Origin of the sequence: Fundidesulfovibrio terrae (genome assembly GCF_022808915.1) — a bacterium.
GTDB classification, from domain to species: Bacteria; Desulfobacterota; Desulfovibrionia; order Desulfovibrionales; family Desulfovibrionaceae; genus Fundidesulfovibrio; species Fundidesulfovibrio terrae.
This window is the reverse complement of sequence record NZ_JAKZFS010000004.1, coordinates 88,656-110,317: the sequence shown is the minus strand read 5'-3', so window position 1 is coordinate 110,317 and position 21,662 is coordinate 88,656. Positions and strand designations below refer to the sequence as shown.

Genomic DNA, 21,662 nt, shown 5'->3' with positions numbered 1-21,662 from the left:
GCTCAAGTAAGGCTCGGGTCCATTTCGTCGGCCAGCGTACCCGTAAGTCTGAACGCGACCATGCTTTTGAGCTCCCGGGAGAGTTCCCGGAGAGAAGATGCTTGACTATATATTCGACAAATTCCTTGCAATGCCGCCCATGTCAACATGCCGAACGCGGCAGGATCCACCGGATTAAAACATTTTCCGGCAACGCCTTCCGCAACGCAATCCACCACCAGGCCGATATATTGGTCCCTCAATACAAGCAGGTCGGCATTGGGAAAAGTCTCCAGGTCCAGACGGGTGAACGGGTCGAACCGGGCGAGGAAGACGATGCTGTCGCGGCTTTTCTCCGCCAGGGCAAAGAAGGCGTCGAGGAAGGCGTGGAGGGCGGCAAGCGGCGTGCCCGATTGGCGCATGGCCTGCTGGGACTGCCTGAGCAGCCGGGAGAATATTTCGCGCGAGATTATGAACAGCAGATTGTCCTTGGACTTGAAGTGGTAGATCACCGTGCCGGCCGACACGCTGGCCCGCTTGGCTATTTCGAGCACGGTGATGCCCTCGGCCCCCCTTTGCGCGAACAAGGCGGTGGCGGCGTCGATGATGGTCTCGATGGTCTGCTCTGCCACTGAAATCTCCTGACTGAATGTTCATTCAGTTAGCAGCAGCTCCAGAAGAAGGCAATGCCTGGCCGGAAAAACAGCGAAAGTTTTTTCCTGAAGAAATAGAGCGGATTAGGCTTGCTGGCGTATCCCGGCCCAGGCGTTCTCCCACCAGGGGGTGAACGCCCCTCCGCCCAGCAGGCAAGGGCCGAGCACAACGTCGGGGTCGTACGTCCAGAGGGTGCGGCCGGGCACTCCGCCCAGGCGCAGGGCGGCCTCGGGGGTGGCCAGCACATGGGGGGTGCGCATGCGCGCGGCGTCCGCCGCGATCTGGTCCTGGTCCTGCTGGGTGAAGCGGTGGGAGTCGGAGAACACCACCCGCAGGCGCGGCGGCAGCTTCAGGAAAGACTGAGCCGCCTTGGCGGCCATCTCCTGGTTGGATTCGGCGGTGACCAGCAGGTACGGCTCCCCGCCAAGATCCGTGGCCACCTGGCCGTCCGGCTGCCGGAGACGCCAGATGCTCGGGTGCACGGTGAAAACAGGCTTGCCGAATCGTCCCAGCCGGCGCTCGGCCAGGGGCGCGCGCAGGGGAACCTCATCCGGAGGGATGTGCAGAATGAAGGCCGAAGCCCTGGAGAGGGCGCGCACGCCCTCCCGCCAGAATCCGGCCGGGAAGGGGCGGTTCCAGCCTTTGTCCAGGTCGTAGGCGTTCAAAAGCGCCAGGTCGGCCGAGCGCTTGGCGGACAAGGCCGAATAGAAATCGTGCAGGATGAAGATGCGTGGGGAGACGGCCGCCCAGGCGGATTTTCCGGCCCGCACGGGGTTCACGTCCGAGAGAATGACCGAGTCGGGGCGGTACCTGGCCAGAAGCGCCGCGTCCGTGCCGCATTCGAAGGCGGGGGTGTCCGCCGTGACGGAAAGGGGCATGTCCTGCGGGGAGGCGTCGCGCGGACAGGCCAAAAGCGCCGGGGTGATCCCCTTGGCCGCGGCCCAGCCCATGAGCCAGGCCGACACCAGCACCTTGCCCCTCGCCGTGGGGTTGATACCCCCCACGCCCACGGCGGGCGCGGGCGGATTCCACGACGGCAGGATCTTCCTGGCGTAGAGCGAAGCCCTGGCGCGCATGGCCAGCGACGTCAGGGCCGCCGGCGGGGCCAGAAGGAGTCGGAGGCGCTGTTGCCAGGCGATGATATCCTGCATGGGGGAAAAAATTCCGGGGGACCTTGCGGCCCCCCGGCCTGAAAGGATCAGTCGCGGTTGCCGCTGAACAGGCGCAGCATGATGAGGAAAAGGTTGATGAAGTCCAGGTACAGGGTCAGCGCGCCCAGGATGGAGCCCCGGCGGATGGCCGTGGCGTCGTTCATGGGAGCGTAGCTGCCCATGTCCTTGAGGCGCTGGGTGTCGTAGGCGGTGAGGCCCACGAAGACCAGCACGCCCACGTAGTTGAGCAGCATGCCGAGCGCCGAGCTCCGCACGAAGATGTTCACCAGCGAGGCCAGCACCATGCCGATCAGGCCCATGAACAGGAAGCTGCCCCAGGAGGTGAGGTCGCGCTTGGTGACCAGGCCGTACACGCTCATGGCCAGGAACATGCCCGCGCTCACGGCGAAGGCCGAGGCGATGGTGGAGGCCGTGTAGGCGATGAAGACGCCGGAGAGGGTCAGGCCGTTAAGCGCGCTGTAGGCCAGGAACATGCCCGTGGCGGTGCCTGCGGCCATGCGGTTGATGCGGGCCGAGAGCATCATCACCAGGCCCAGTTCGGCGATGACCAGCACGATGAGGGCCACGGGGTTGAAGACCAGTCTGAGCATGGCCGGGCTCGAGGCCACGGCCACGGCCACCACGGAGGTCAGGCCCAGGCCCGCCGCCATCCAGCCGTACACGCCGCGCATGAAGGCGCTGAGCGCTTCGGCGCGAGGTATGGTCTGCTGGGCATTGTAGGCGTTGTACATGTCGATTCTCCTGTGTTGAATCCACAAAACTCCCCGTAAAATAGACAGGAAGAACCGCGCTGGCAAGAGAATCCGGCCCGGAGGAGCCTTCATGAACGAAGATTTCATGCGTGGGGGATCGAAAAAGGAAAAGCCCCGCAGGTGTTTCCGGCGGACCCTCTTGTATAGGTATGTTCTTGAGGGTGTTGGTCCGTCCGGGCGCAGATGCCGGGCTTTGGCCGATTCGGGCGCGGCGGGTATGGGGATCGAACCTGGTTTCTACGTTCGTTTCTGTAGTTGTTGGTTCATCGCCGTGGCCTGCTCGCGCACCGTCCAGCGTCATGATTCGTAATGCAGAACGCGTGCCAGCAATTTCTTCCCCGCGCCCCCTCTTCCGCCCCGGCCAGAGCCCTTTGGCCAATCAATTCCGCATGATCGTCGTCCGGTTGCCCCTGGCCGGCAAACCGAAAAACACGGCCTTTTTTTGGACACCGTATGATTCCGGTTAATTCTTCCGGAAATACCTGTAGATGTATTCCCAGGAGCGGCGCCGGGATGTCCCCTGCCCCGCCGGGGAACCGCGAAGGAGCGTTCATGAGCAGGGTCGACGACATTCTGGACCGGATGGAGGCGCTGGAGAAGGAGCTCCTCGAGGAGTTGCGCAAGACGGAACACGACCTGCTCTATACCGTGCGCGACAAGAAGGTCCGGTTCAGCGAGGAGGTCAGGCAGTACCACCGGAAGCTGGCGGCGAAGTGGCCGGAGTATGTCTCTGAATCCGGGGCCATGAAGATGCTGACCATCCCGGTGATCTGGTCGGCCCTCGTCCCTGCCGCGATCATGGATGCGGTCGTGAGCGTCTATCAGGCCGTCTGCTTCCCCGTATACGGCATCCCCCGGGTGAAGCGCGGCGAGTACATCGTCATGGACCGCCACGTGCTGAGCTACCTGAACTGGATCGAGAAATTGAACTGCTCATACTGCAGCTATTTCAACGGGTTGATGGCCTACGTCACCGAAGTGGCCGCGCGAACGGAACAGTACTGGTGCCCCGTGCGGCACGCCCGGCCCCTGAAATCCATTCACAGCCGATACCGGCATTTTTTTGAATACGGCGACGCAGAGGGATACCGGGAAAGACTCGAGAAAGTGCGGCGGAGCTTCGACGACGTCAAATGATCCGGGCCGCTATGACGGGATATTAACGGTCCGTGTCGTGCGGGGCGGCTTTCATCCGCGAGAGTTCGTCGCGCAACTGCCGGACCTCGGCTTCTGCGGCGGCAAGGGCGCTGACGTCGAAGAACTGCACCACCACGGTGGCCTGGCCGCTTACGTCGCCCGCGAGCGGATACAGCACGGTTTCCACCGTCAAATCCACGTCGGGAGCACTGTAATGGGTCCTGGCCGGGTTGAAGACGTGGGCGGGAACGCGGACCGTCTCGCCCGAAAGGGCCCGCTCGAAATACGGGGGGACGCCCAGCATGATGAGCTGGGGATCGTTGAAAACGGTGAAGTCGCTGGGGGGGATGTCCACCCCGAGCATGGCCTGCGCGACCCTGTTGAGGCGCAGTACGCGCCCGCTCCGGTCGAGCCACACCTGGGGAACGGAGGAGCCGTCAAAGGCCTCGCGGAACGAGTCCCGCTCGGACGTGAGCAGGGCCTGCACCCTGCGCCTGGCCAACTGGGCCGCCTCCAGGTGGGTCACTTCCCTGCGCAGGCGTTCCACTTCGGCCTGGAGCTCCTCGTGGGATTTGCGTGATTCGTCGTGGGTATGCATGGAAATCGATTCCGTTTGATGCGTCTTTTGCCTGCCCGTTACTCCTTGAGCGGGCGCGCCGCCATGGGGGAATCACGAATTGACGCCCCCGTCAGGATTCCGGCTCGGACAGGGCGTCCACGATGGCCCCTGGGTCCAGAAGCCGTATGCTGCGCCGCGATACGCTTATGAGCCCGCGCTGCTCGAAGGCCGCCAGGGTCTCGCTCACGGTCTGCTGGCAGGAGCCGGTCATGGCCGCGATCTGTCCCTGGGTGAGGCGCACGGGCACGTCCACCGGGCCGCCCCTGGCCTGGGCGATCTCGTCGTGGGAGAGGCACAGCAGGAGCTTCAGGAGCCTCGTGCCCACGCCGCAGGTCATCACGTTCTCCAACTGCTCGCTGAGATACCGGATGCGCTTGCCCAGCACCTCGATCACCCGCCGGGCCAGCAGGGGATGCTCGAGCATGAGCGTGAGGAAATCGTCGCGGGCCACCTCCAGCAGCGCGCAATCCGTCAGGGCCTGGGCGGAGGCCTTGCGGCGCTCCCCGCCCACCACCTCGGCCAGCCCGAACATCTCGCCCGGCGAGCGGATGAAGAAGGTGGGCTCCTTGCCGTGCAGGGACACCCGGAAAATCTTCACCGAGCCCTGGTCCAGGTAGAAGGAGCGGTCGCACAGGTCGTTCTCGAAGAACACGATCTCGTTCTTCTTGATGCGCCGCTTGTCCGCGACAACGCGGAAGGCCGCGAACTCGCGCTCCAGGCCGTCGAAGAAGCCGCCCTTGATCAGGTGCCAGTCCATCTGGGTTCCATGCGAAGACATGCCCGCAACATAGGCCCGCCCCGGCCAAGGTCAAGGCCGGGGCATGGCCCGGGCGGAGGTTTGCGCGAGCAACTCGCGTCCCCCGCCAGCGGGTCGTTGTTCCGTCATTGCCGGAGCCCGGCTCCAGCAACGGGACCGCGAGGCATGTCCGCGGCCCTGCCCGGCTGCGCGAAGAAAGGCGCCGTGACGCGTCCGTCCCGCCGCCTCGCGGCCTCAATCCTTGATATCCAGGCGGTTGCGGTACTTGTAGGTGACGGTCTGGCCGTTTATGTCCGTACACTTCCAGGTGATGCTGTTCTTGCCCATGAGGGGCTTGAGCGTGGCCTTGTGGTAGCCCAGCTGGTACGGCACGCGCGTTTCTATGGCGTTACGCGGGCACATCTTCACGCAGGACATGCAGTCCCAGCAGTCGCGGCTGGCGTGGCAGTGGGACTTGCCGTCCGCGCCCACGTACATGAGGTCGCCCGGGCAGGCCTCCTCGCAGAACGATTCTTCGCGGCCTTCGCAGCCGTTGCATTTCTTGGGGTCGATAATGGGCGGCATGGCGTCCTCCTTTTAGGGCTTGTACCGGTCGCCCGGCACGAGCTGCTCGTAGGGGCGGGTGAAAGTCTCGATCTCGCCTGTCTCGAGATTCCGGCGGCTCTCCACGTGGCAATCATAGGCCGGATCCACCTCGGGGTAGTCCGAGCGGGTCTGCCAGCCCTGCCAGCGGGTCTCCTTGCGGAACTTCAGGTGGTGGCAGAGCACCTCGGCCACGTCGATGCGGTCGATGACCTCGTGCACGCTCATGAGGTCGTGCAGGTCGGCGGCCTTCAGGTACTTCGTCTGCTCGCGCAGCATGGTCAGGTGCTTGAGCGCATAGTCCAGCCGTTCCTCGTTGGTGCGGTAGAACTGGCTGGTGCCGCCGGCGTATTCGTCCATGAGGCGCTGCAGTCGCTCTTCCATCTCCAGGGCCTTGAGGCCGTCGAAGTCCTCGCCGCGCAAGAGCGGTTCGAACACCCGGGCCTTCTCGGCGGCCACCTGGGCGGCGTCCGGCTCGGGCAGGACGAGATTCTTGATGTAGTCCGCCGCTCCGCGCAGGGCCAGCTTGCCCTCGGCCGCGCACCCGCCAACGAACTTGTTGGGGTTGCCGCCCGCGGTCTCGCCGGCCGCGAACAGGCCCGGGACGGTGGTCATGCGGTCAAGGTCCACCCAGAAGCCGGACTGGGTGTGCCCGCCCACGATGTAGGGGTCGGAGCCGTAGATCTCGATGGGCTCCTTGACCGGGTCCTGCCCCCGGCTGGCCAGAAACAACACGAAACTCGGGCGCTCGTTCAGGTAGTCGGTCATCATCTGCTCGGCCAGCTCGGGCTTCATGCCGCGCGTGTCGCAGTAGGTGGGGCCGCGTCCGGCCAGCCACTCCTCCATGGGGGCGTTGGCCCGGATGTAGCGCGGAGCCTTGTCCGCGCCCAGGTGGGCATAGCGCTTCTGCATGATGCGCTCGCCCTTGGCGTTTATTATGGGCGCCTTGTAGCCCACCGAGATGGTGTCCACGGGTCCGCAGAAGTCCTTGGTGCGCGTGGCCACCCAGCGCTGCTCCATGGAGGTCATCTCCGCGCCCTGGCGGATTCCGACCGCATATCCCGTGCCCACGCAGTAGGGGCACATCCAGATCTGGTGGTGGCTGTCCGTGGCGTCGGCGGTGTAGCTCTTGTAGAGCCCGGCCGCGCCGCCCGTGGCGTTGATGGTGGCCTTGGCCCGGAACACGTAGAATTTGCCGTCGCGAACCCCGAAGCCCAGCGCCCCCGCGCAGCGGCCGTTGTCCATCAAGAGCTGGGTGCAGGCCACGCGGTTGTACACCTCGGCCCCGGCCTCGATGGCTTTCTCGGCCATGATGGGCTTCAACTGCTCGCCGTGGATGGAGATGTCCCAGGCGCCCCGGTAGCGGATCTTGCCGTTCTCGTCGCGCAGGATGGGCAGGCCCCAGCGCTCCAGGTCGTCCACGGATTCGTTCAGCTCCTTCGCATTGGACAAGGCCAGGTCTTCCCGGATGGGCCCGCCGCCCACCTGGGAGCGGCACCACCTGACGAGATCTTCGGGGGTCTTGCCCTCGGGGATGTAGGTGTTGATGGCGTCCATGCCCGCCGAGCACGCGCCGGAACGCATGATCTGGGCCTTTTCCATGATGACCACCTTGAGGGAGGGGTCGATCTTGGCGGCCTCCACGGCCGAGAAGCATCCGGCGTTGCCGCCGCCGATGATGAGGATGTCGCAGTCCACCCGGACGGTCTCGACCGCGTCCAGGCTTGGGGGGTTTTGGGCCATGCGGGGCATGTGGGTTCTCCTCCTGTATCGTCTGTGAAAGCGTATGTGTTGCGGGCTGTTGCCGGATTCTAGTAGGGCCAGGGAGCGGCCGGGTTCCACACGGGCAGGCCGAGCATGGCGTACCACGGGGCCATGACGCAGATGCCGAAGGCGATGGCCATGAGGATGCACACCCAGCCGGAGCGGGCGTAGTCCGCCGTGGAGAAAGTATTGGTGCCGTAGGCAATGACCGCCGCCGTGATCTGCGTGGGCAGGAGGTAGGCGAAGGTGTCCACGTTGCAGATGAGCAGCGTAAAGGCCACCGGATGCAGCCCCACCTTGGGGCCCATGGCGAACACGATGGGAGCCAGCATGGCCACGGCCGCCACGTTGGAGAGCATGCCGATGCGCAGCACCTGCGTGCCCAGCATCATCACCAGGAGAGTCTGCCACCAGCCCATGCCCTCCACCATGTGGTGGATGTGGTCCGCCATCCAGGAGGCCAGTCCGGACTTGCTCATGGCGTCGGTCATGGTGATGGCACCGCCGAGCAGCAGGAAGGTGCCCCAGATGGTGCGGTCCTGCACGGCCTTCCACTTGAAGGGGAAGAGCCCCGGGATGAAGAGGATCATAATGCCGATAAGCCCCACGATGCCCAGCTGGTAGTTGTGCAGCACAACGGGGCTTCCCTTGCCGGTCATGAACAGCACGCCGACCAGCACGAAGGCCGCCAGCATGGCCCACTCGGGCCGGGTCATGGGGCCCAGCTCCTTGTGCTTGCGCCTGATCTGCTCATGGCCGCCCGCGATGACCACGCCGCCCGTCTTGAAGTGGAAGCGCACCCACCAATGGGTCATGGCGAACATCAGGATGTAGGGCGCGTGCAGGAGCATCCAGTTGAAGTAGCCCAGGTTCTTGAAGCCGCTCTTCTCGAAGAGGCCGGTCATGATCAGGTTGGGCATGTGGCCGGTGAGGATGAAGATGCCCGAGATCATGCTGGCGTAGACCATGGACTGGATCACGATGGCCTTCTTGGCCTCGCGCTCGCGGGGGGTGTCGCCCAGCAGGTTGGTGATGCCCTGCACCACGGGCATCACCGTGGCCGCGCGGGCGTTGGCCGCCGGGATCAGAAAGGCCAGCACCACGTTGACCCAGAACATGCCCCAGATGATGCGCCCGACGCTCGAGGCCTTGATCTTGTCCAGAATGGCCAAGGCAATGCGCTTGTCCATGTTCAGGAGCTGGATGATGGCCCCGGCGAAGAAGGCGAACAGGCACAGCCACACCTCGTGGGTGGTGAAGCCCGAGAACACCTGGCCCATGGGAGGGTTGGCGCCGTTCCAGGGGATGGCCCTGGTGAGCACCAGGAGCGTGGGTATGGATATGCCGGTGATGCCCACGGGCATGGCCTCGGTGACCCACATGACCGAAGCCCACAGGAGGATGGCCAGCACGGACATGCCCTCGGGCTTGAGACCCTCGGGCAGCGGTAGGACGCAGTTGATGAGGAAGAACAGGCCCCACGCCGCGGCGTACCCGGCCCAGGCCACGCGGGCGCTCTGCCCGCACAGGGTGAGGTTCTCGGAAATGTAGGTTCCGAGCCCTCCCCTGCATACGTTTACGGTCTCAACCGACCCGTTGGCCATGCGCCACCTCCTGGATGCGCCGCGCGGATGCGGCTTTTGGATGGTGGCGGTCTAGCCCGGGGAGGGGAAGAGGACTATCGCGGGGGCGATAAAGCGGGAAACTTTGAGCGGGAAGGATGATTTTTCTTGGGAGAGGCGCGGGTGATTTGAGAAGGGGGAGGCCTCCGGCGGCCAAAGGGACTACTTCCCTTTGGAATCCCGTATAGGGGTGTCGGGGAATCGCGAGACGCTGTCGGTCAGGCGTTGAGGAGCAGGCCGTTGCCGGTGGCGGACAGGTGCTCCATGAAGTCGAGCTCGAGAGTGATCATTTCCTCGTCGCGGCGGCGCAGCCACTCGGAAAGCCAACCGAAGCGCGTGGCCAGGATGGCCGGTGCGAGCATGCGGGCGGATTCGGGGGAGAAGAGCCCGGCGGGAAGGGTGCGCGCGAGCACGGCCTGGGCGAAGGGGGTGGAAAGACCGCCGTCGCCCTCGATGGCCAGGCACCCTAGACAGTTGGCCAGGTCGTAGATTTCCGGGCGGATGCCGCAGAACTCCCAGTCGATGACCGCATTGGGGGCGGACGGGCCCCAGACAACGTTCAGGGGATGGATGTCTCCGTGGCACAAAGTGTGTAGCAGTTCGTCATACGTTTCGAAAAATTCCGCCAGCGCGGGGAGCAGGCGCGAGGCCCGGGCGTGGACCTGGATAAGGTCGATCCCGGCCGGGCGCGAGATTTCAGGGCTGGCGCCCCCCGCCAGGCGGTTAGCGGCGGACTGAACGTCCCCGGCGTGAGACAGACCGGCGCGGGCGATGCGGTCGAGAAGGTCCGTGATGTAGGCGGGCAGGTCCAGCGGGAAGAGCCCCGGCGGCAGGGCAAGGCCGTCCGAGGCTTGGCGGAAGGCCGCCAGCCATGCGCCGAGAGCGTCACCCCTGGCGCTGTCGTCCAGGTAGTCGGGCTGGATCAGGGGCTCGCCCAGGATGAACGGGGAAAGCTGCCAGGAGTGGCCGAGGTCGCGGCACACGAAGGAACCGGGTGAGGTCCGCCGGTACGGCGCGAGGCCATGCAACCCTCGCCCGGCCAGACCATCGAGAACCTGCCCCATGGCCTCCCGGCGCTGGACCTGATTCGGCCCCAGCTGCTCAAGCAGCCACAGCCCCCCTTCCCCATCTTCCACCACGTGACGCCAAATGCACCGCTCCGGGCTGCCGGGAATGGCGAGGTCGGGACGAAGGCGGACGAAGGAGAGGTTCCAATTGACGAGAAGATCAACAAAAGGCGGCATGGAATAACACAAATGAACACAACGTTTTATGCTTCTTACAGCACTTACATTGCGCGCCCCTTCGTGACATGCCAGGAGAAACATTTGGCAAGTTCGATGGGAATCCCTGGCGCATTCACAATCACCCAATTATAAATATCTTGTTCTTCATCCATTCTAGCCGCGCCACTCCAAAGAGCGATATATTTATTTTTAATCGGATCGCCTGAATAAAACACGAATGGCTCATCTGACACATGTGTTTCGACAAAAAATATAGTCCATCCGCCAAAAGAGAATGATCGCAATATTTCTACGCTATCGACATTCAACTGTTTCGCAACCACCTCACCCAGTTGACCAGTGTTATCGGCAACCGTGCTTATCCCATCGCAAGGAGAAGCACCTGCCTGGCTGCAGGCAGGCAACAAAAAAGTTATCGCGACAATACAAAATATGCTTTTAAACAATAATTGTATCATGCTCTGATCGTTATTTAACGAGAGTTAACCGGGTCCCTACTCCTCTTCCAAACTCGACAAATCCCCGGGCGCTGATCCCGTCTCTTCGGCCTTCAAAAGCCTTCTCAAAATCTTGCCGCTCTTGGTGTGGGGCAGCTTCTCCCGGAAAGCGATGGCCTTGATGTCCACGAACGGCCCGAGTTCCCGCTTCACATGGGTGGTCAGGGCCTTGATCAGCTCGACCTCGCTGTCGAAGTCCTTTTCCCAGCCCTCGCGGCGCACCACGAAACACTTGGCCGCCTCGCCCTTGATGGCGTCCGGCACGCCGATCACCGCGGCCTCGGCCACGGCCTTATGCGCCACCAGCGCCGCCTCCACCTCGGCCGGGCCGATGCGGTGCCCGCCGATGTTCAGCACGTCGTCAGCCCGGCCCTGGAACCAGAAGTAGCCGTCCTCGTCCTTTCTGGCCACGTCGCCCGCGAAGTACACGCCCGGGATCTTCTCCCAGTACGCTTTCCTGTAGCCCTCGTCGTCGCCGAAGAGCGTGCGGGCCATGGCCGGCCAAGGCTTTCTCACCACCACGAAGCCGCCCTTGTCGGGGCCGGCGGGGTTGCCGTTGCGGTCCACCACGTCCACGTCCACGCCGGGCAGGGGCCGCCCGGCCGAACCGGGCTTCAGAAGCGAGATGGGCAGCGGCGACACCATGAACATGCCGGTCTCGGTCTGCCACCAGGTGTCCAGCAGGGGGCATTCGCTGCGCCCGATGTACTTGTGGAACCACACCCAGGGCTCGGGGCCGATGGGCTCGCCCACGCTGCCAAGCAACCTGAGCGTCGAGAGGTCGTGCTTCTTGGGATACTGGCCGCCGTAGCGCATGAGCATGCGAATCAGCGTGGGCGTGGTGTAGAGGATGGTCACGCCGTAGCGGGCCACGATGGCCCAGAGCCGGTCCGCCTGCGGGTAGAGCGGGTGGCCCTCGTAGAGCACCACGGTGGTCCCGGCCATGAGGGGGCCGAACACCACGTAACTGTGGCCTGTGATCCAGCCGGGGTCGGCGGTGCACAGGTAGAGGTCCGTGGGTTTCACGTCCATGACCCAGCGGTAGGTGGCGTGCACGCCCACCATGTAGCCGCCGTGGGTGTGCAGAAGTCCCTTGGGCTTGCCCGTGGCCCCGGAGGTGTAGAGCAGGAAAAGCGGGTCCTCGGCGTCCATGACCTCGGTGGGGGACTGGGGCCGCTCCTGGCGCAGGAGGTCCTCGTAGCGCAGGTCGCGGGGCTCCACCATGTCCAGCTCCACACCCGCCCGGTGCACCACGATGACGCTCTGCACGCAGTCGCCGTCCTGGCCGAACAGGGCCTCGTCCACCACGGACTTCAGGTTGATGACCCGGCCGTTGCGGTAGAAGCCGTCGGCGGTGACGATGATCTTGGGTTGGCAGCTCTCGATGCGTTCGCGAAGCGACCGGGCAGAGTACCCGGCGAACACCAGGGTCTGCACCGCGCCGATCTTGGCCGCGGCCAGCATGGAGATGATGGTCTCGGGCAGGGGCGGCAGATAGATGAGGATGCGGTCGCCCTTGCCCACGCCCATGGCCCGCAGGGCGTTGGCGAAGCGGCAGACCTCGCGGAAGAGCTCGTAATACGTGTATTTGCGGCACTCGCCGGACTCGCCTTCCCAGACGATGGCCAGCTTGTTCTTGTTGGCGGTGAGGATGTGGCGGTCCAGGGCGTTGTGGACCAGGTTGCACTTGCCGCCCAGGAACCACTTGTAGAAGGGCGGGTTGGACTCGTCGAGCACATGCTCCCACTTCTCGAACCAGTCCAGGTCGGAGGCCTGCTCTTCCCAGAACAGGCGGTAGTCAGCCTCGGCCAGGGCCTGGGCGGCCTTGAGCTCGGGCTGGCCCATGTTGGCCTCGCGCACCACCTGGGGCAGGGGGCGGAAGACGCGCTCCTCCCTGAGCAAGCTATCGACGAGACCGGTTTCCATGCATCACTCCTGCTTTTTCTCCAAGTCGCCGCACCGCGTCCGGCGTGGCGACCCTCGACACCCCCCATCGAGGGGTCCAGGGGAAATCATTTCCCCTGGCGGGGTCTGGGGCGGAGCCCCAGCGGGGTGCGGGGCAGCGCCCCGCCCTGCTCTTACAATCCAAGCACCTGCTTGAGCTCGCCGATCCTGCGGCGGCTGATGGGCAGCTCGATGCGGGTCTTGCCCTGGGTGCGCAGCATGAACTGCCCGCCCGGCAGGCTCGCGATCTCGGTGACCGCTTCCAGGTTCACCAGGAACTTGCGGTGCACCCGGAAGAATCCGTGCGGTCCCAGGCGCTCCTCCAGGTTCTTCAGCCTGTAGGAGGTCAGGTACTTCTGCTGGGCCGTGTGCACGAAGGAATAGTCCTCATAGGCCTCCACGAAGAGTATCTGCGGATAGGGCAGGAGAAGCGTCCGCCCGTCCAGGGTGATCGGCAACTTCTCGATATCCACGGGCTTCTTTTTCTGAGTAAGATCCCATGCTTGCTTGAGGGCGGAGATGAAGGGACCTTCCTCCTCCTCCTCGATGGGCAGGGACAGGGTCTGCTGGTCGTCCTGGGCGGAGGCGGAACGCTCCTCGAGCCACGCCCCGGCGGGTTGGGCCTGCTTGAAACCCGGGGACAGGCCCTTGAGGCGGACCAGGGTCATATCCAGGCGTTCCGGGGTGGCGGGCCAGATGAGGTAGTCCACGGCGCCCAGCTCGAAGGCCTTGTAGGCCTGGGATTCGTCGTCGGCCACGAACACCAGGGCCGGGCGCGTGCGGCGTCCGGCCAGCATCTGGGCCAACTCCATGCCGGAGGTGGGGCCCGGGAGCCCCGGACTCAGAAAAAAGACGCCGTAGGGGATGGCCTCGAGCATTTCCAGGGCCTCGAAGGCCGTGGCCGCCTCGCCCAGCACGCGCAAGGCCTCCACGCCCGCCAGAAGCTGGCGCAGCCCCGCGCGCACGGCGGGATCGGCATGGACGATGAGGGTCTTGACCTGGGGCATGGGCTGAAGGCTCCCGTATTTGGGCATTGGTAGCCGGAAACAGGGTCGCCCGCAACCGCCGGAAAATATTGATCCGATGAATGGCGCTTGCCGTCCGGTGAACGGTGTCCTCGTGGCTGTCCGGAATGTATCGGAGGGCTTTTCCTCAATCAGGCCGCCCTGTCCGGGCGCCTTGCGGGCTGTCGCTCCGCGCGTCCTCTATCCTGGCAACGAATTTGTTCAGAATCTTGCTCAGTTCAGATATGTCGATGGGCTTGGCGATGAAGTCGTCCATTCCCGCCTCCATGATTCTATCCCTGTCGCTGGGAAGGACGTGGCCGGTCATGGCCACTATGGGAATCGCCGGATCGAACAGCCCGGAGGTATCCTCCCGGATGCGCTTCGTCGCTTTGATGCCGTCCAGCCTGGGCATGCTCACGTCCATGAAGATGATGTCGAATTTCTCAAGCTTGAGAGCCTTCAGGACCTCATGGCCCGTAACCACGCTTGTGACGGTGTGCCCATTGAGCCGGAAAATCTCTTCCACCAGCATCCTGCTGACATAGTCGTCTTCCGCGAAAAGAATATTGAGTGACGGATGCGAAGTCGAGGTGTCGGCACCCTCATTCATAGTTCTCTCCTGCGCCATGTTTTGTTGCTCAATTGCTACTGTACCATTCTACGGCGCAATGGGAAGCGTGAACTTGCCGGGACGTCCGGAGGGCTGCGCCGCACGGGCACGACGGTCTTCGCCCCGGAGAACATCGCGTACCCAGCTCCTCTCTCGTAAAATTTTCGGCTGTTTCCCCACATAGCCCTATATGGGGTGATTTTCCGCGCCCTCTGCATAGAATCTCCCGCCAATCCGGCCAGGACGCCGGGGATCATCATGCCTCGGTGAAGGAGGCTGTGCGCGCCCGCGTGGCGCAGGGCGGCCCATCCGGCCGCGAGACGGCGACGAGCCGCAATGGCAGGGGGATCCTCCTCCGGGAGGGGAAAGCGGAACTTTCAGATGCTCAAGGAGGAAACCGTGAGCGAACGTTTAGGTGACCCGAAATTCGAGAACTACACGCTGGCGGACGATGTGGACGCCACACTGGGGCCGGTTCTGCAAACGAATCCCGAGGATAATCGTGGATATCCGAAACCGTTCTTTGACGACCCCAGTTGGACCCCGGGACAGCGTGAGATTAACGCGCGCTTGCAGCACCTATTCAGGGGGAATGTGTACGACGCCATTGCTCCGTCGATGAGCGAACGCTTCAAGCCAGGATTTGATCCGAAATCGATTCCCCCTTCGGCCAACTCTCCACTGACAGGGACAGGAATGTCCTCTGCTCTTGATAAAGCGGGAATGGGATTCCTTGGTCCCTTCGGCTGGATGGCGAAAGCTGAAGACACCCTGGAACAAGCCATGGGCAAGCAGATCTGGGACAGGCCTGATCCTGCTGAAAACGAAAAATGGTGGCTGGAAAACCACGATTGATAGGCCACGGGCGGCGGAACTCCGCCGCCCAAACCGGCCGCATAGACAGGGCCTCGGAAGGCGCGAAAATTTCCGCTATGAATCGAAATGTCGACATATTAAATTTGCCCATCGATTGAAATCGATCACGCCACAATCCGGGAGAGAGGAAGCGATGATGAGCGACGGAATATGGACGCTCTTGGGTCTCTGTGCGGTAGCCCTCGTGCCGCTCACTGTCCTTTTCCTGGCCTTCAAGCCCAGGCCCTACCGGCCTCCCCGAGGCAACTCCCCTTCGGCAATGTCTGAGGCGCTGCGCGAACCGCCGGAGAGCTCCTTCCGGGAGCCGCGCATGCCGCTCCCCTGGGAAATACCCGGTGAGCCGGAGCGGGTCTCCGACCACGACGAGACGTTCGGCCAGTGGCTGGAGCGCGCCTTGCGCAACATATTCGTCCTCAACCTGTACCGTCTGATCCCGCTCATGGGGATTGCGGCGGTCCTGGCGGCGGCCGTCCTCATCGCGATCTTCTCATAGGGATTGCGCTGGAGGGTCCGCGCCCCGCCGAGCGGACTGCCGCATCCTAACGACGACTCGTCGCGCGAACACGCTCACTACCCGCCGCCGCTCACCCCCGGCAAACGGCCCCTCCGCCCCGGTGAACGGCGCATCCACCCACCGTTCGTCGTTCGCCTTCCGAACCGTTCACCGATCATCGCCAAGGTTTTAACCGCTCGCCGAAACACCCCTTTTATTTCTTGCCGCCCCTGTTAGGTACAAATCGCGGACTGGCCGGAAAGCGCGCCGGACCTACCCGCCAAACGAAAAACAGGAGGTTCCCGATGCCAAATCCCCACAAGATCGACGAGACCCGCTTCAGCGGACTCGTGCGCAAGAAGTGGTCGGTCTCCCTGTCCATGACGGCGCTCATGCTGGCCATCTATTTCGGCTTCATCCTCTTGCTGGCCTTCAACAGGTCCATCCTGGCCCAGAAGATCGGCGAGCACATGACGCTGGGCATCCCCATCGGCCTGGGCGTCATCATTTCCGCCTGCGTGCTCACCGGGCTCTATGTGCGCTGGGCCAACACCAGCTACGACCGAACCGTGAAAGACATCATCGACGGGATGAAGAGGTAGCCCCCATGAACCCATTCACTTCCACCATCGGTCAGCCCAACGCCATCTCCATCGGCTTTTTCTTCGTGTTCGTGGCGTTCACCCTGGTCATCACCTGGTTCGCGGCCAAGAAATCCAAGACCGCTTCGGACTTTTACGCCGCCGGGCGCTCGGTCACGGGCTTCCAGAACGGCCTGGCCCTGGCCGGGGACTACATGTCCGCCGCGTCGTTTCTGGGCATCGCGGGCCTGGTGGCCCTCAAGGGCTACGACGGCCTCATCTACTCCATCGGCTTTCTGGTGGGCTGGCCGCTCATCATGTTCCTCATCGCCGAACCGCTTCGCAACCTGGGCAAGTACACCTTCGCCGACGTGGTGGCCTACCGCCTGCGCCAGAAGCCCATCCGCATCGCAGCTTCCTGCGGCTCGCTCATGACGGTGTGCTTCTACCTGATCGCCCAGATGGTGGGCTCGGGGTCGCTGGTCAACCTGATGTTCGGCCTGCCCTACGAGCTGGCCGTGGCCATCGTGGGCGTGGTGATGATCATGTACGTGCTCTTCGGCGGCATGCTGGCCACCACCTGGGTGCAGATCATCAAGGCCGTGCTGCTGCTCGGCGGCGCCACGGTGATGGTGGGCATGGTGCTTTCGAAGTTCGGCTTCAACCCGGCGGAGCTCTTCTCGGCCGCGGCCACCAAGTACGGCCAGAAGGTGCTGGAGCCCGGCGGCCTGGTCTCCAACCCCTGGGACGCGCTGAGCCTCGGCATCGCGCTCATGTTCGGCACGGCCGGCCTGCCGCACATCCTCATGCGCTTCTACACCGTTCCCGACGCCGAACAGGCCCGCAAGAGCGTGTTCTACGCCACGGGCTTCATCTCATACTTCTACATCCTCACCTTCATCATCGGCTTCGGAGCCATGGTGCTGGTGGGCCAGGACGTGATCACCCACTTCGACAAGGGCGGCAACATGTCCGCGCTGCTCCTGGCCGAGACCACGGGCGGCACCATATTCCTGGGCTTCATAGCGGCCGTGGCCTTCGCCACCATCCTGGCCGTGGTGGCGGGACTCACCCTGGCGGGCGCCGCCACCTTCTCGCACGACCTGTACGTGAACGTGTTCAAGTCCGGCAAAACCACCGAGGAGCAGGAAGTGCGCATGGCCAAGCGGGCCACCGTGTGCCTGGGCATCGTGGCCATGGTCCTGGGCATCGCCTTCAAGGGCCAGAACGTGGCCTTCATGGTGGGCCTGGCCTTCGCCATCGCGGCCAGCGGCAACTTCCCGGCGCTGCTCATGTCCATCCTGTGGCGGGGCATGTCCACCTTCGGGGCCACGGCGGCCATCATCACCGGCTCGGTGCTGGCGGTGGGGCTCATCCTCATCTCGCCCACCGTGTGGGTTGACGTGCTGGGCTTCAAGGCGGCCATCTTCCCCTGGAAGAACCCGGCGCTCATCTCCATGCCCGCGGCCTTCCTGGCTGGATGGCTGGGCTCGGTGTTCGTGCCCGAACCCGAGGCCAAGGCGCGCTACGAAGAGCAGAACATCCGCAACTACCTGGGCGTGGGACTGGAATGAACGCCGACGACGGCTTCCTGGGGCTCACCACCGGCAGCCTTACGCTGAAACATCCGGTGTTCGTCGGGGCGGAAGCTTCCGTGACCGAGGCGGCGCGCGCCATGCGCGCCGCCAACGCCACGGCCTGCCTGGTGGGCTCCCCGGAATCCGTCGCGGGCATCCTCACCGAGCGCGACATCGTGCGCGCCGTGGCCGAGGAGCAGGACCTCGAAGGCCCGGCCTCGGCGCTCATGAGCCAGGGAGTGGTCGGAGTGGGCCAGGGGGAACTGGTCTGCGAGGCCTTCCTGGCCATGATCCGCCATTCGATCCGCCGCCTGGCCGTCACGGACGCGAACGGACGGGTGGTCTCCATGATCGAGGAGCGCGACCTCATGGCCGCGCGCCTGGAGAGCCCGGTGGCTCTGGCCGCCGCCATGGCCAAGGCCCCGGACGCCGAGGCCCTGGCCACGGCCTACGCGGGACTGGGAGCACTGGTGCCGCGCTGGCTCAAACAGGGCGCGGACGTAACGCGCGCCGGAGCCCTGGCCGCCGCAGTGCGCGACCAGCTGTTCGCGCGGGCGGCCGAGCTGGCCCTGGCCGCCGGTCCCGATCCCGGCCCGCTGGCCCTGGCGGCGCTTGGAAGCGAGGGCAGGCGCGAACAGTTCCTGGCCACGGACCAGGACAACGCCCTGGTGCTGGGCGAAGGGGCTGATCCGGCGAAAGCCTCGACTTTCGCCAAACGGCTCATGGACATCCTGGCCCGGGCGGGGCTGCCGCCCTGCGAAAACGGCGTCACCGCCGACAACGCCCCCTGGCGCATGGACCTCGACGGCTGGGGCGAACGCCTGGACGCCCTGGGACGTGATCTCGGCCCGGACGCGGTGCTTTCGCTCTCGCTCCTGGCCGACGCCCGTCACGTGTTCGGCCGCCCGGATCTCACCGCCGGGCTGCGCGGGGCCCTCCTGCACGCCGTGCGCGAGGCTCCCCGGGCGCTCCGCTACATGGCCCGCGAGGCCGCGCGCTTCGAGCCCCCCGTCACCGTGTTCGGGGGCCTTTCCGTGCGCAAGCGCGAGCCCGGGCTCGGAGGGCTGGACATCAAGCGGGGGGGCATCTTCCCCCTGACCCAGGGCGCGCGGGTGCTGGCCCTGGAATACGAAATCGAGCCCACGGACACGGCTTCGCGCCTTTCTGGCGCGGCCGAGGCCGGCGCGCTCTCGAACGACACCGCCCGGACCCTGGCCCAGGCCATGGCCTTCCTGCAGGAGCTTCGCCTGCGCTTCCAGGCCGAGGCCGTGGCGGACGGACGCGAGCCGGACAACTTCGTCTATCCCGAGAAGCTCACGCGCCTGGAGCGCTCGCGCCTCAAGGACTGCCTCAAGGCCGTGGCGGAGTTCCAAGCCATGCTCGCAAACAAATACGCCCTGCACCTGCTCACATGATCATCGAAGACGTGGTGGATTTCTTCCGGGAGGCCCCCCCCCTGTCGTTTCTGGAACCGGCCAGGCTCGCGGCCCTGGCCCGGCGTGCAGGGCTGGACTTCTTCCCCGAGGGGACGCGGGTGCTGGGGGCGGGAGGGGCCGGCGAAGGCTTCGTGCTGGCGGTGAAGAAGGGCGTCCTGCGCGCCGGCGGCGAGGACTGGGGCGAGGGCGAGGTGCTGGGCTGGACCGGGATGGAGGCGGACGCGGCGGAAGACTGCGTCTGCTACCTGCTGCCCCCCGAGGACGTGGCCGACGCCCTGCGCGGACGGCCCGAGCTGTTCGACTTTCTGGAGGGACGCTTGAGCGCGGGCGTGCTGGAGCTGGGTCTGGCGGGCATCGTGCGCGAGATTCCGGCCTGGCTGGCCAAGCGTCCCCTGGCCGCGGTGACGGCGGGCGAGGCGTTGCGCGTGGGCGACCCGCTGCCCGCGGGCACGACCCTGCGCCAGGCCGCGAAAATCATGAGCGCCACCGCCCGGGATGCGGTGGTGGTGCTTGGCCGCGAAGGGCGGCCCTCGGGCGTGGTCACGGACCGGGACTTCCGTTCCAAGGCGGTGGAGGCCGGGCTCTCCCCGGACGCCCCGGTGGAGGCCATCATGACCTCGCCGGTGGTGTCCGTGGATTCCTGCGCCTCCTGTTTCGACGCCCTCATGGCCATGACCCGCCACCACCTCCGGCATGTGGTGGTCATGGCCGGAAGGCTGCCCGCCGGGGTGCTCTCGGCCCAGGAACTCTTGCTCAAGCAGGTGGGCTCCCCGCCCGGACTGGCCGCCAGGATGGCCGGGGCCGCGTCGGCGGAGGAACTGGCCCGCGTGGCCGAACTTCTGGATCCGCTCGCGCTGGGGCTTCTTCGGGAGGGTGCGCGAGCCTCCGGACTCGGACGCATCGTGGGCGGGCTGCGCGAGGCCCTGGCCTCGCGGGCCTGCCAGCTCGCCCAGGAGGTCCTGGGGCCGCCCCCGGCGGGCTACGCCTTGCTGCTTCTGGGCCGGGCCGCCCGGCGCGAAGGCCCGGCCCTGTGCCCCATGTGGCACGCCGTGGTCCATGAGGAAGCCCCGGGCGGCGACGTCTGGTTCGAGCGGCTGGGGGCGTTTCTGTCCGAGGCGTTCGAGATCGCCAACCTTTCGGGCGCTCCGGGCACGCCGTCGGCCGAGAACCCGGCCTGGCGCGGCACGCTCGCCCAGTGGCGCGCGCGGCTGGACGACTGGGTCCATGCCCGGCCCGGATCGCCGCACGGATCGGCCGGACAATTCGATCCGGCCTGGTTCGACTTCCGGCCGGTGCACGGCCAGCTCTGGCTGGGCGAGGCGTTGCGAACGCACCTGTCCGGGCTCATGGGCGCAGCTTGCCGCATGGACTGCGCCCCCGAAGGCGCAGACCTTGCGGAATCCCTGGCGGGCACGGCCCGCAGCTGGGCGCTTCGCCTGGGGCTGCCGCGCATCTCGAGCGTGGAGCGGGCCCTGGCCCTGGATCAGCTGAGCCCGTTGGGAGCGGAACTGGCCCACGCCCTGGAGTATCTCACAGCCTGGCAATGGGTGGGCGAGCCCTCGCGGCGCTCCCCCCTGGCCCGGGCGTTCACGCGCATGTGCCGCGCCGCGGCGGGGAGGGTGAACGATGAAATGGTGGCCCTGGTCCGGCCGTGAGCCGGACGAGCCCGTAGGACGCGCGGAGTTCGTGGTCTTCGACCTGGAGACCGGCGGGCTCGACCCCTCGCGCGACGCCGTCCTGTCCATGGGGGCGGTGAAGATGCACGGCGGGCGCATCGACCTGGGCAGCGTGTTCGAGATGCTGGTGCGCCCCTCGGGCAAGGTCCCTTCACACGAGAGCGTGCGGGTGCACCTGCTCACGCCCTCGGAGCTCAAGGACAAGCCCCCCATCGAGGAGGCCCTGCCCGCCTTCCTGGAATACTGCGGCGACGCGGTGCTCACGGGCTGGCACGTGGAGCTGGACATGGCTTTCCTGCGCTCCTGGGCCAAGCGGCTGAAGCTCCCTCCCCCCCCCAACCGGAGCCTGGACGTCCTGGGGCTGTACCTGGCTATCCGGGGCGGGCGGGGATCGCACCTGCTGGACGAACTGCCGCTCAAGGACGCCACCCTCTACAGCGTGGCCCGAGCGCTGGGGGTCTCCCCCCGGGGAGCCCACAACGCCCTTGGCGACGCCTGGCTCACCGCCCAGGTGCTCCAGCGGTTCCTGTCCATCCTGCGCTCCTCGCGGCAGGGGGAGGAGCCCACCCTGCAGACGGTTCTGCGCCTGGCCTCGCCCGCCTCGCAGCCCAGAGCCACGGCCCAGCCCGCCTTCTTCTGACGCCGTCTCGGGCGACCGCTCACCGTGCCCTGGCGGCCGC

Annotated in this window: 21 protein-coding genes; 8 read left to right on the top strand and 13 right to left on the bottom strand. The window is 65.4% G+C overall.

The annotated features are described in order from the left end of the window. Positions 1–2: 2 nt before the first annotated feature. The 3 genes from ML540_RS13320 to ML540_RS13310 all read right to left on the bottom strand — a co-directional run bounded on the left by ML540_RS13320 (position 3) and on the right by ML540_RS13310 (position 2,536). Positions 3–611 carry a TetR/AcrR family transcriptional regulator gene (locus tag ML540_RS13320; RefSeq protein ID WP_243361918.1) on the bottom strand — a complete coding sequence of 203 codons (609 nt, stop codon included), beginning with the start codon at positions 609–611 and terminating at the stop codon, positions 3–5. Between the two features lie 105 nt (positions 612–716). Beyond that, complete coding sequence (locus tag ML540_RS13315) at positions 717–1,784, bottom strand: tetraacyldisaccharide 4'-kinase (RefSeq protein ID WP_243361916.1); 1,068 nt, start codon at positions 1,782–1,784, stop codon at positions 717–719. 47 nt (positions 1,785–1,831) lie between these two features. Then, positions 1,832–2,536, bottom strand: a complete 705-nt coding sequence (locus tag ML540_RS13310; RefSeq protein WP_243361914.1) for a Bax inhibitor-1/YccA family protein — start codon at positions 2,534–2,536, stop codon at positions 1,832–1,834. A 573-nt stretch (positions 2,537–3,109) separates the two neighbouring features. Between ML540_RS13310 and ML540_RS13305 the strand changes: the two genes are divergently transcribed. After that, positions 3,110–3,694, top strand: a complete 585-nt coding sequence (locus ML540_RS13305; protein WP_243361912.1) for a hypothetical protein — start codon at positions 3,110–3,112, stop codon at positions 3,692–3,694. Positions 3,695–3,716: 22 nt separating this feature from the next. Here the strand turns inward: ML540_RS13305 and ML540_RS13300 are convergent, their stop codons facing one another. The 10 genes from ML540_RS13300 to ML540_RS13255 all read right to left on the bottom strand — a co-directional run bounded on the left by ML540_RS13300 (position 3,717) and on the right by ML540_RS13255 (position 14,343). Next, positions 3,717–4,292 (bottom strand): PAS domain-containing protein, encoded by a 576-nt coding sequence (locus ML540_RS13300; protein ID WP_243361910.1) that lies wholly within the window; start codon positions 4,290–4,292, stop codon positions 3,717–3,719. A 91-nt stretch (positions 4,293–4,383) separates the two neighbouring features. Continuing rightward, the gene (locus tag ML540_RS13295; protein WP_243361908.1) at positions 4,384–5,091 is read right to left on the bottom strand and encodes a Crp/Fnr family transcriptional regulator; all 708 of its coding nucleotides are present in this window, start codon (positions 5,089–5,091) and stop codon (positions 4,384–4,386) included. A gap of 213 nt (positions 5,092–5,304) precedes the next feature. Continuing rightward, positions 5,305–5,634 (bottom strand): 4Fe-4S binding protein, encoded by a 330-nt coding sequence (locus ML540_RS13290; protein ID WP_243361906.1) that lies wholly within the window; start codon positions 5,632–5,634, stop codon positions 5,305–5,307. A gap of 12 nt (positions 5,635–5,646) precedes the next feature. Next, the gene (locus ML540_RS13285) at positions 5,647–7,404 is read right to left on the bottom strand and encodes an adenylyl-sulfate reductase subunit alpha (protein WP_243361904.1); all 1,758 of its coding nucleotides are present in this window, start codon (positions 7,402–7,404) and stop codon (positions 5,647–5,649) included. 59 nt (positions 7,405–7,463) lie between these two features. Continuing rightward, positions 7,464–9,020: an SLC13 family permease gene (locus tag ML540_RS13280; protein ID WP_243361902.1), complete on the bottom strand. Its 1,557-nt coding sequence runs from the start codon at positions 9,018–9,020 to the stop codon at positions 7,464–7,466. A gap of 236 nt (positions 9,021–9,256) precedes the next feature. Continuing rightward, a complete protein-coding gene (locus tag ML540_RS13275) occupies positions 9,257–10,174 on the bottom strand; it encodes a phosphotransferase (RefSeq protein WP_243361900.1) in 918 nt (305 codons plus the stop codon). 152 nt (positions 10,175–10,326) lie between these two features. Next, on the bottom strand, positions 10,327–10,743 hold the full coding sequence (locus ML540_RS13270) for a hypothetical protein (RefSeq protein ID WP_243361898.1): 417 nt from the start codon (positions 10,741–10,743) through the stop codon (positions 10,327–10,329). Positions 10,744–10,779: 36 nt separating this feature from the next. Beyond that, a complete protein-coding gene (gene acs / locus ML540_RS13265) occupies positions 10,780–12,708 on the bottom strand; it encodes an acetate--CoA ligase (protein WP_243361896.1) in 1,929 nt (642 codons plus the stop codon). Between the two features lie 152 nt (positions 12,709–12,860). Next, a complete protein-coding gene (locus ML540_RS13260; protein ID WP_243361894.1) occupies positions 12,861–13,733 on the bottom strand; it encodes a LytR/AlgR family response regulator transcription factor in 873 nt (290 codons plus the stop codon). A gap of 145 nt (positions 13,734–13,878) precedes the next feature. Further along, complete coding sequence (locus ML540_RS13255) at positions 13,879–14,343, bottom strand: response regulator (RefSeq protein ID WP_243361892.1); 465 nt, start codon at positions 14,341–14,343, stop codon at positions 13,879–13,881. Between the two features lie 399 nt (positions 14,344–14,742). Between ML540_RS13255 and ML540_RS13250 the strand changes: the two genes are divergently transcribed. The 7 genes from ML540_RS13250 (at position 14,743) to ML540_RS13220 (ending at position 21,622) form a co-directional block, all read left to right on the top strand. Then, positions 14,743–15,198, top strand: coding sequence for a hypothetical protein (locus tag ML540_RS13250; RefSeq protein WP_243361890.1), 456 nt, complete (start codon positions 14,743–14,745; stop codon positions 15,196–15,198). A 157-nt stretch (positions 15,199–15,355) separates the two neighbouring features. Next, positions 15,356–15,712, top strand: coding sequence for a hypothetical protein (locus tag ML540_RS13245; RefSeq protein ID WP_243361888.1), 357 nt, complete (start codon positions 15,356–15,358; stop codon positions 15,710–15,712). A 305-nt stretch (positions 15,713–16,017) separates the two neighbouring features. Then, entirely contained in the window at positions 16,018–16,314 is a 297-nt protein-coding gene (locus ML540_RS13240; RefSeq protein ID WP_243361886.1) for a DUF485 domain-containing protein, read from the top strand. 5 nt (positions 16,315–16,319) lie between these two features. After that, positions 16,320–17,867: a sodium:solute symporter family transporter gene (locus tag ML540_RS13235; protein ID WP_243361884.1), complete on the top strand. Its 1,548-nt coding sequence runs from the start codon at positions 16,320–16,322 to the stop codon at positions 17,865–17,867. Further along, complete coding sequence (locus tag ML540_RS13230) at positions 17,864–19,285, top strand: putative nucleotidyltransferase substrate binding domain-containing protein (RefSeq protein ID WP_243361882.1); 1,422 nt, start codon at positions 17,864–17,866, stop codon at positions 19,283–19,285. Before ML540_RS13235 ends, ML540_RS13230 begins: the two co-directional genes overlap by 4 nt. Then, positions 19,282–20,961: a DUF294 nucleotidyltransferase-like domain-containing protein gene (locus tag ML540_RS13225; RefSeq protein ID WP_243361880.1), complete on the top strand. Its 1,680-nt coding sequence runs from the start codon at positions 19,282–19,284 to the stop codon at positions 20,959–20,961. The genes ML540_RS13230 and ML540_RS13225 overlap by 4 nt, the downstream gene beginning before the upstream one ends. Then, on the top strand, positions 20,933–21,622 hold the full coding sequence (locus ML540_RS13220) for a 3'-5' exonuclease (RefSeq protein WP_243361878.1): 690 nt from the start codon (positions 20,933–20,935) through the stop codon (positions 21,620–21,622). The genes ML540_RS13225 and ML540_RS13220 overlap by 29 nt, the downstream gene beginning before the upstream one ends. Positions 21,623–21,662: the final 40 nt, after the last annotated feature.

Coding starts and splice junctions, on each gene's coding strand:
- ML540_RS13245 (WP_243361888.1), top strand. CDS start 15,356: ATGAGCGACGGAATATGGACGCTCTTGGGTCTCTGTGCGGTAGCCCTC.
- ML540_RS13270 (WP_243361898.1), bottom strand. CDS start 10,743: ATGATACAATTATTGTTTAAAAGCATATTTTGTATTGTCGCGATAACT.
- ML540_RS13310 (WP_243361914.1), bottom strand. CDS start 2,536: ATGTACAACGCCTACAATGCCCAGCAGACCATACCTCGCGCCGAAGCG.
- ML540_RS13240 (WP_243361886.1), top strand. CDS start 16,018: ATGCCAAATCCCCACAAGATCGACGAGACCCGCTTCAGCGGACTCGTG.
- ML540_RS13230 (WP_243361882.1), top strand. CDS start 17,864: ATGAACGCCGACGACGGCTTCCTGGGGCTCACCACCGGCAGCCTTACG.
- ML540_RS13295 (WP_243361908.1), bottom strand. CDS start 5,091: ATGTCTTCGCATGGAACCCAGATGGACTGGCACCTGATCAAGGGCGGC.
- ML540_RS13255 (WP_243361892.1), bottom strand. CDS start 14,343: ATGAATGAGGGTGCCGACACCTCGACTTCGCATCCGTCACTCAATATT.
- ML540_RS13305 (WP_243361912.1), top strand. CDS start 3,110: ATGAGCAGGGTCGACGACATTCTGGACCGGATGGAGGCGCTGGAGAAG.
- ML540_RS13315 (WP_243361916.1), bottom strand. CDS start 1,784: ATGCAGGATATCATCGCCTGGCAACAGCGCCTCCGACTCCTTCTGGCC.
- ML540_RS13285 (WP_243361904.1), bottom strand. CDS start 7,404: ATGCCCCGCATGGCCCAAAACCCCCCAAGCCTGGACGCGGTCGAGACC.
- ML540_RS13220 (WP_243361878.1), top strand. CDS start 20,933: ATGAAATGGTGGCCCTGGTCCGGCCGTGAGCCGGACGAGCCCGTAGGA.
- ML540_RS13300 (WP_243361910.1), bottom strand. CDS start 4,292: ATGCATACCCACGACGAATCACGCAAATCCCACGAGGAGCTCCAGGCC.
- ML540_RS13235 (WP_243361884.1), top strand. CDS start 16,320: ATGAACCCATTCACTTCCACCATCGGTCAGCCCAACGCCATCTCCATC.
- ML540_RS13225 (WP_243361880.1), top strand. CDS start 19,282: ATGATCATCGAAGACGTGGTGGATTTCTTCCGGGAGGCCCCCCCCCTG.
- acs (WP_243361896.1), bottom strand. CDS start 12,708: ATGGAAACCGGTCTCGTCGATAGCTTGCTCAGGGAGGAGCGCGTCTTC.
- ML540_RS13290 (WP_243361906.1), bottom strand. CDS start 5,634: ATGCCGCCCATTATCGACCCCAAGAAATGCAACGGCTGCGAAGGCCGC.
- ML540_RS13260 (WP_243361894.1), bottom strand. CDS start 13,733: ATGCCCCAGGTCAAGACCCTCATCGTCCATGCCGATCCCGCCGTGCGC.
- ML540_RS13280 (WP_243361902.1), bottom strand. CDS start 9,020: ATGGCCAACGGGTCGGTTGAGACCGTAAACGTATGCAGGGGAGGGCTC.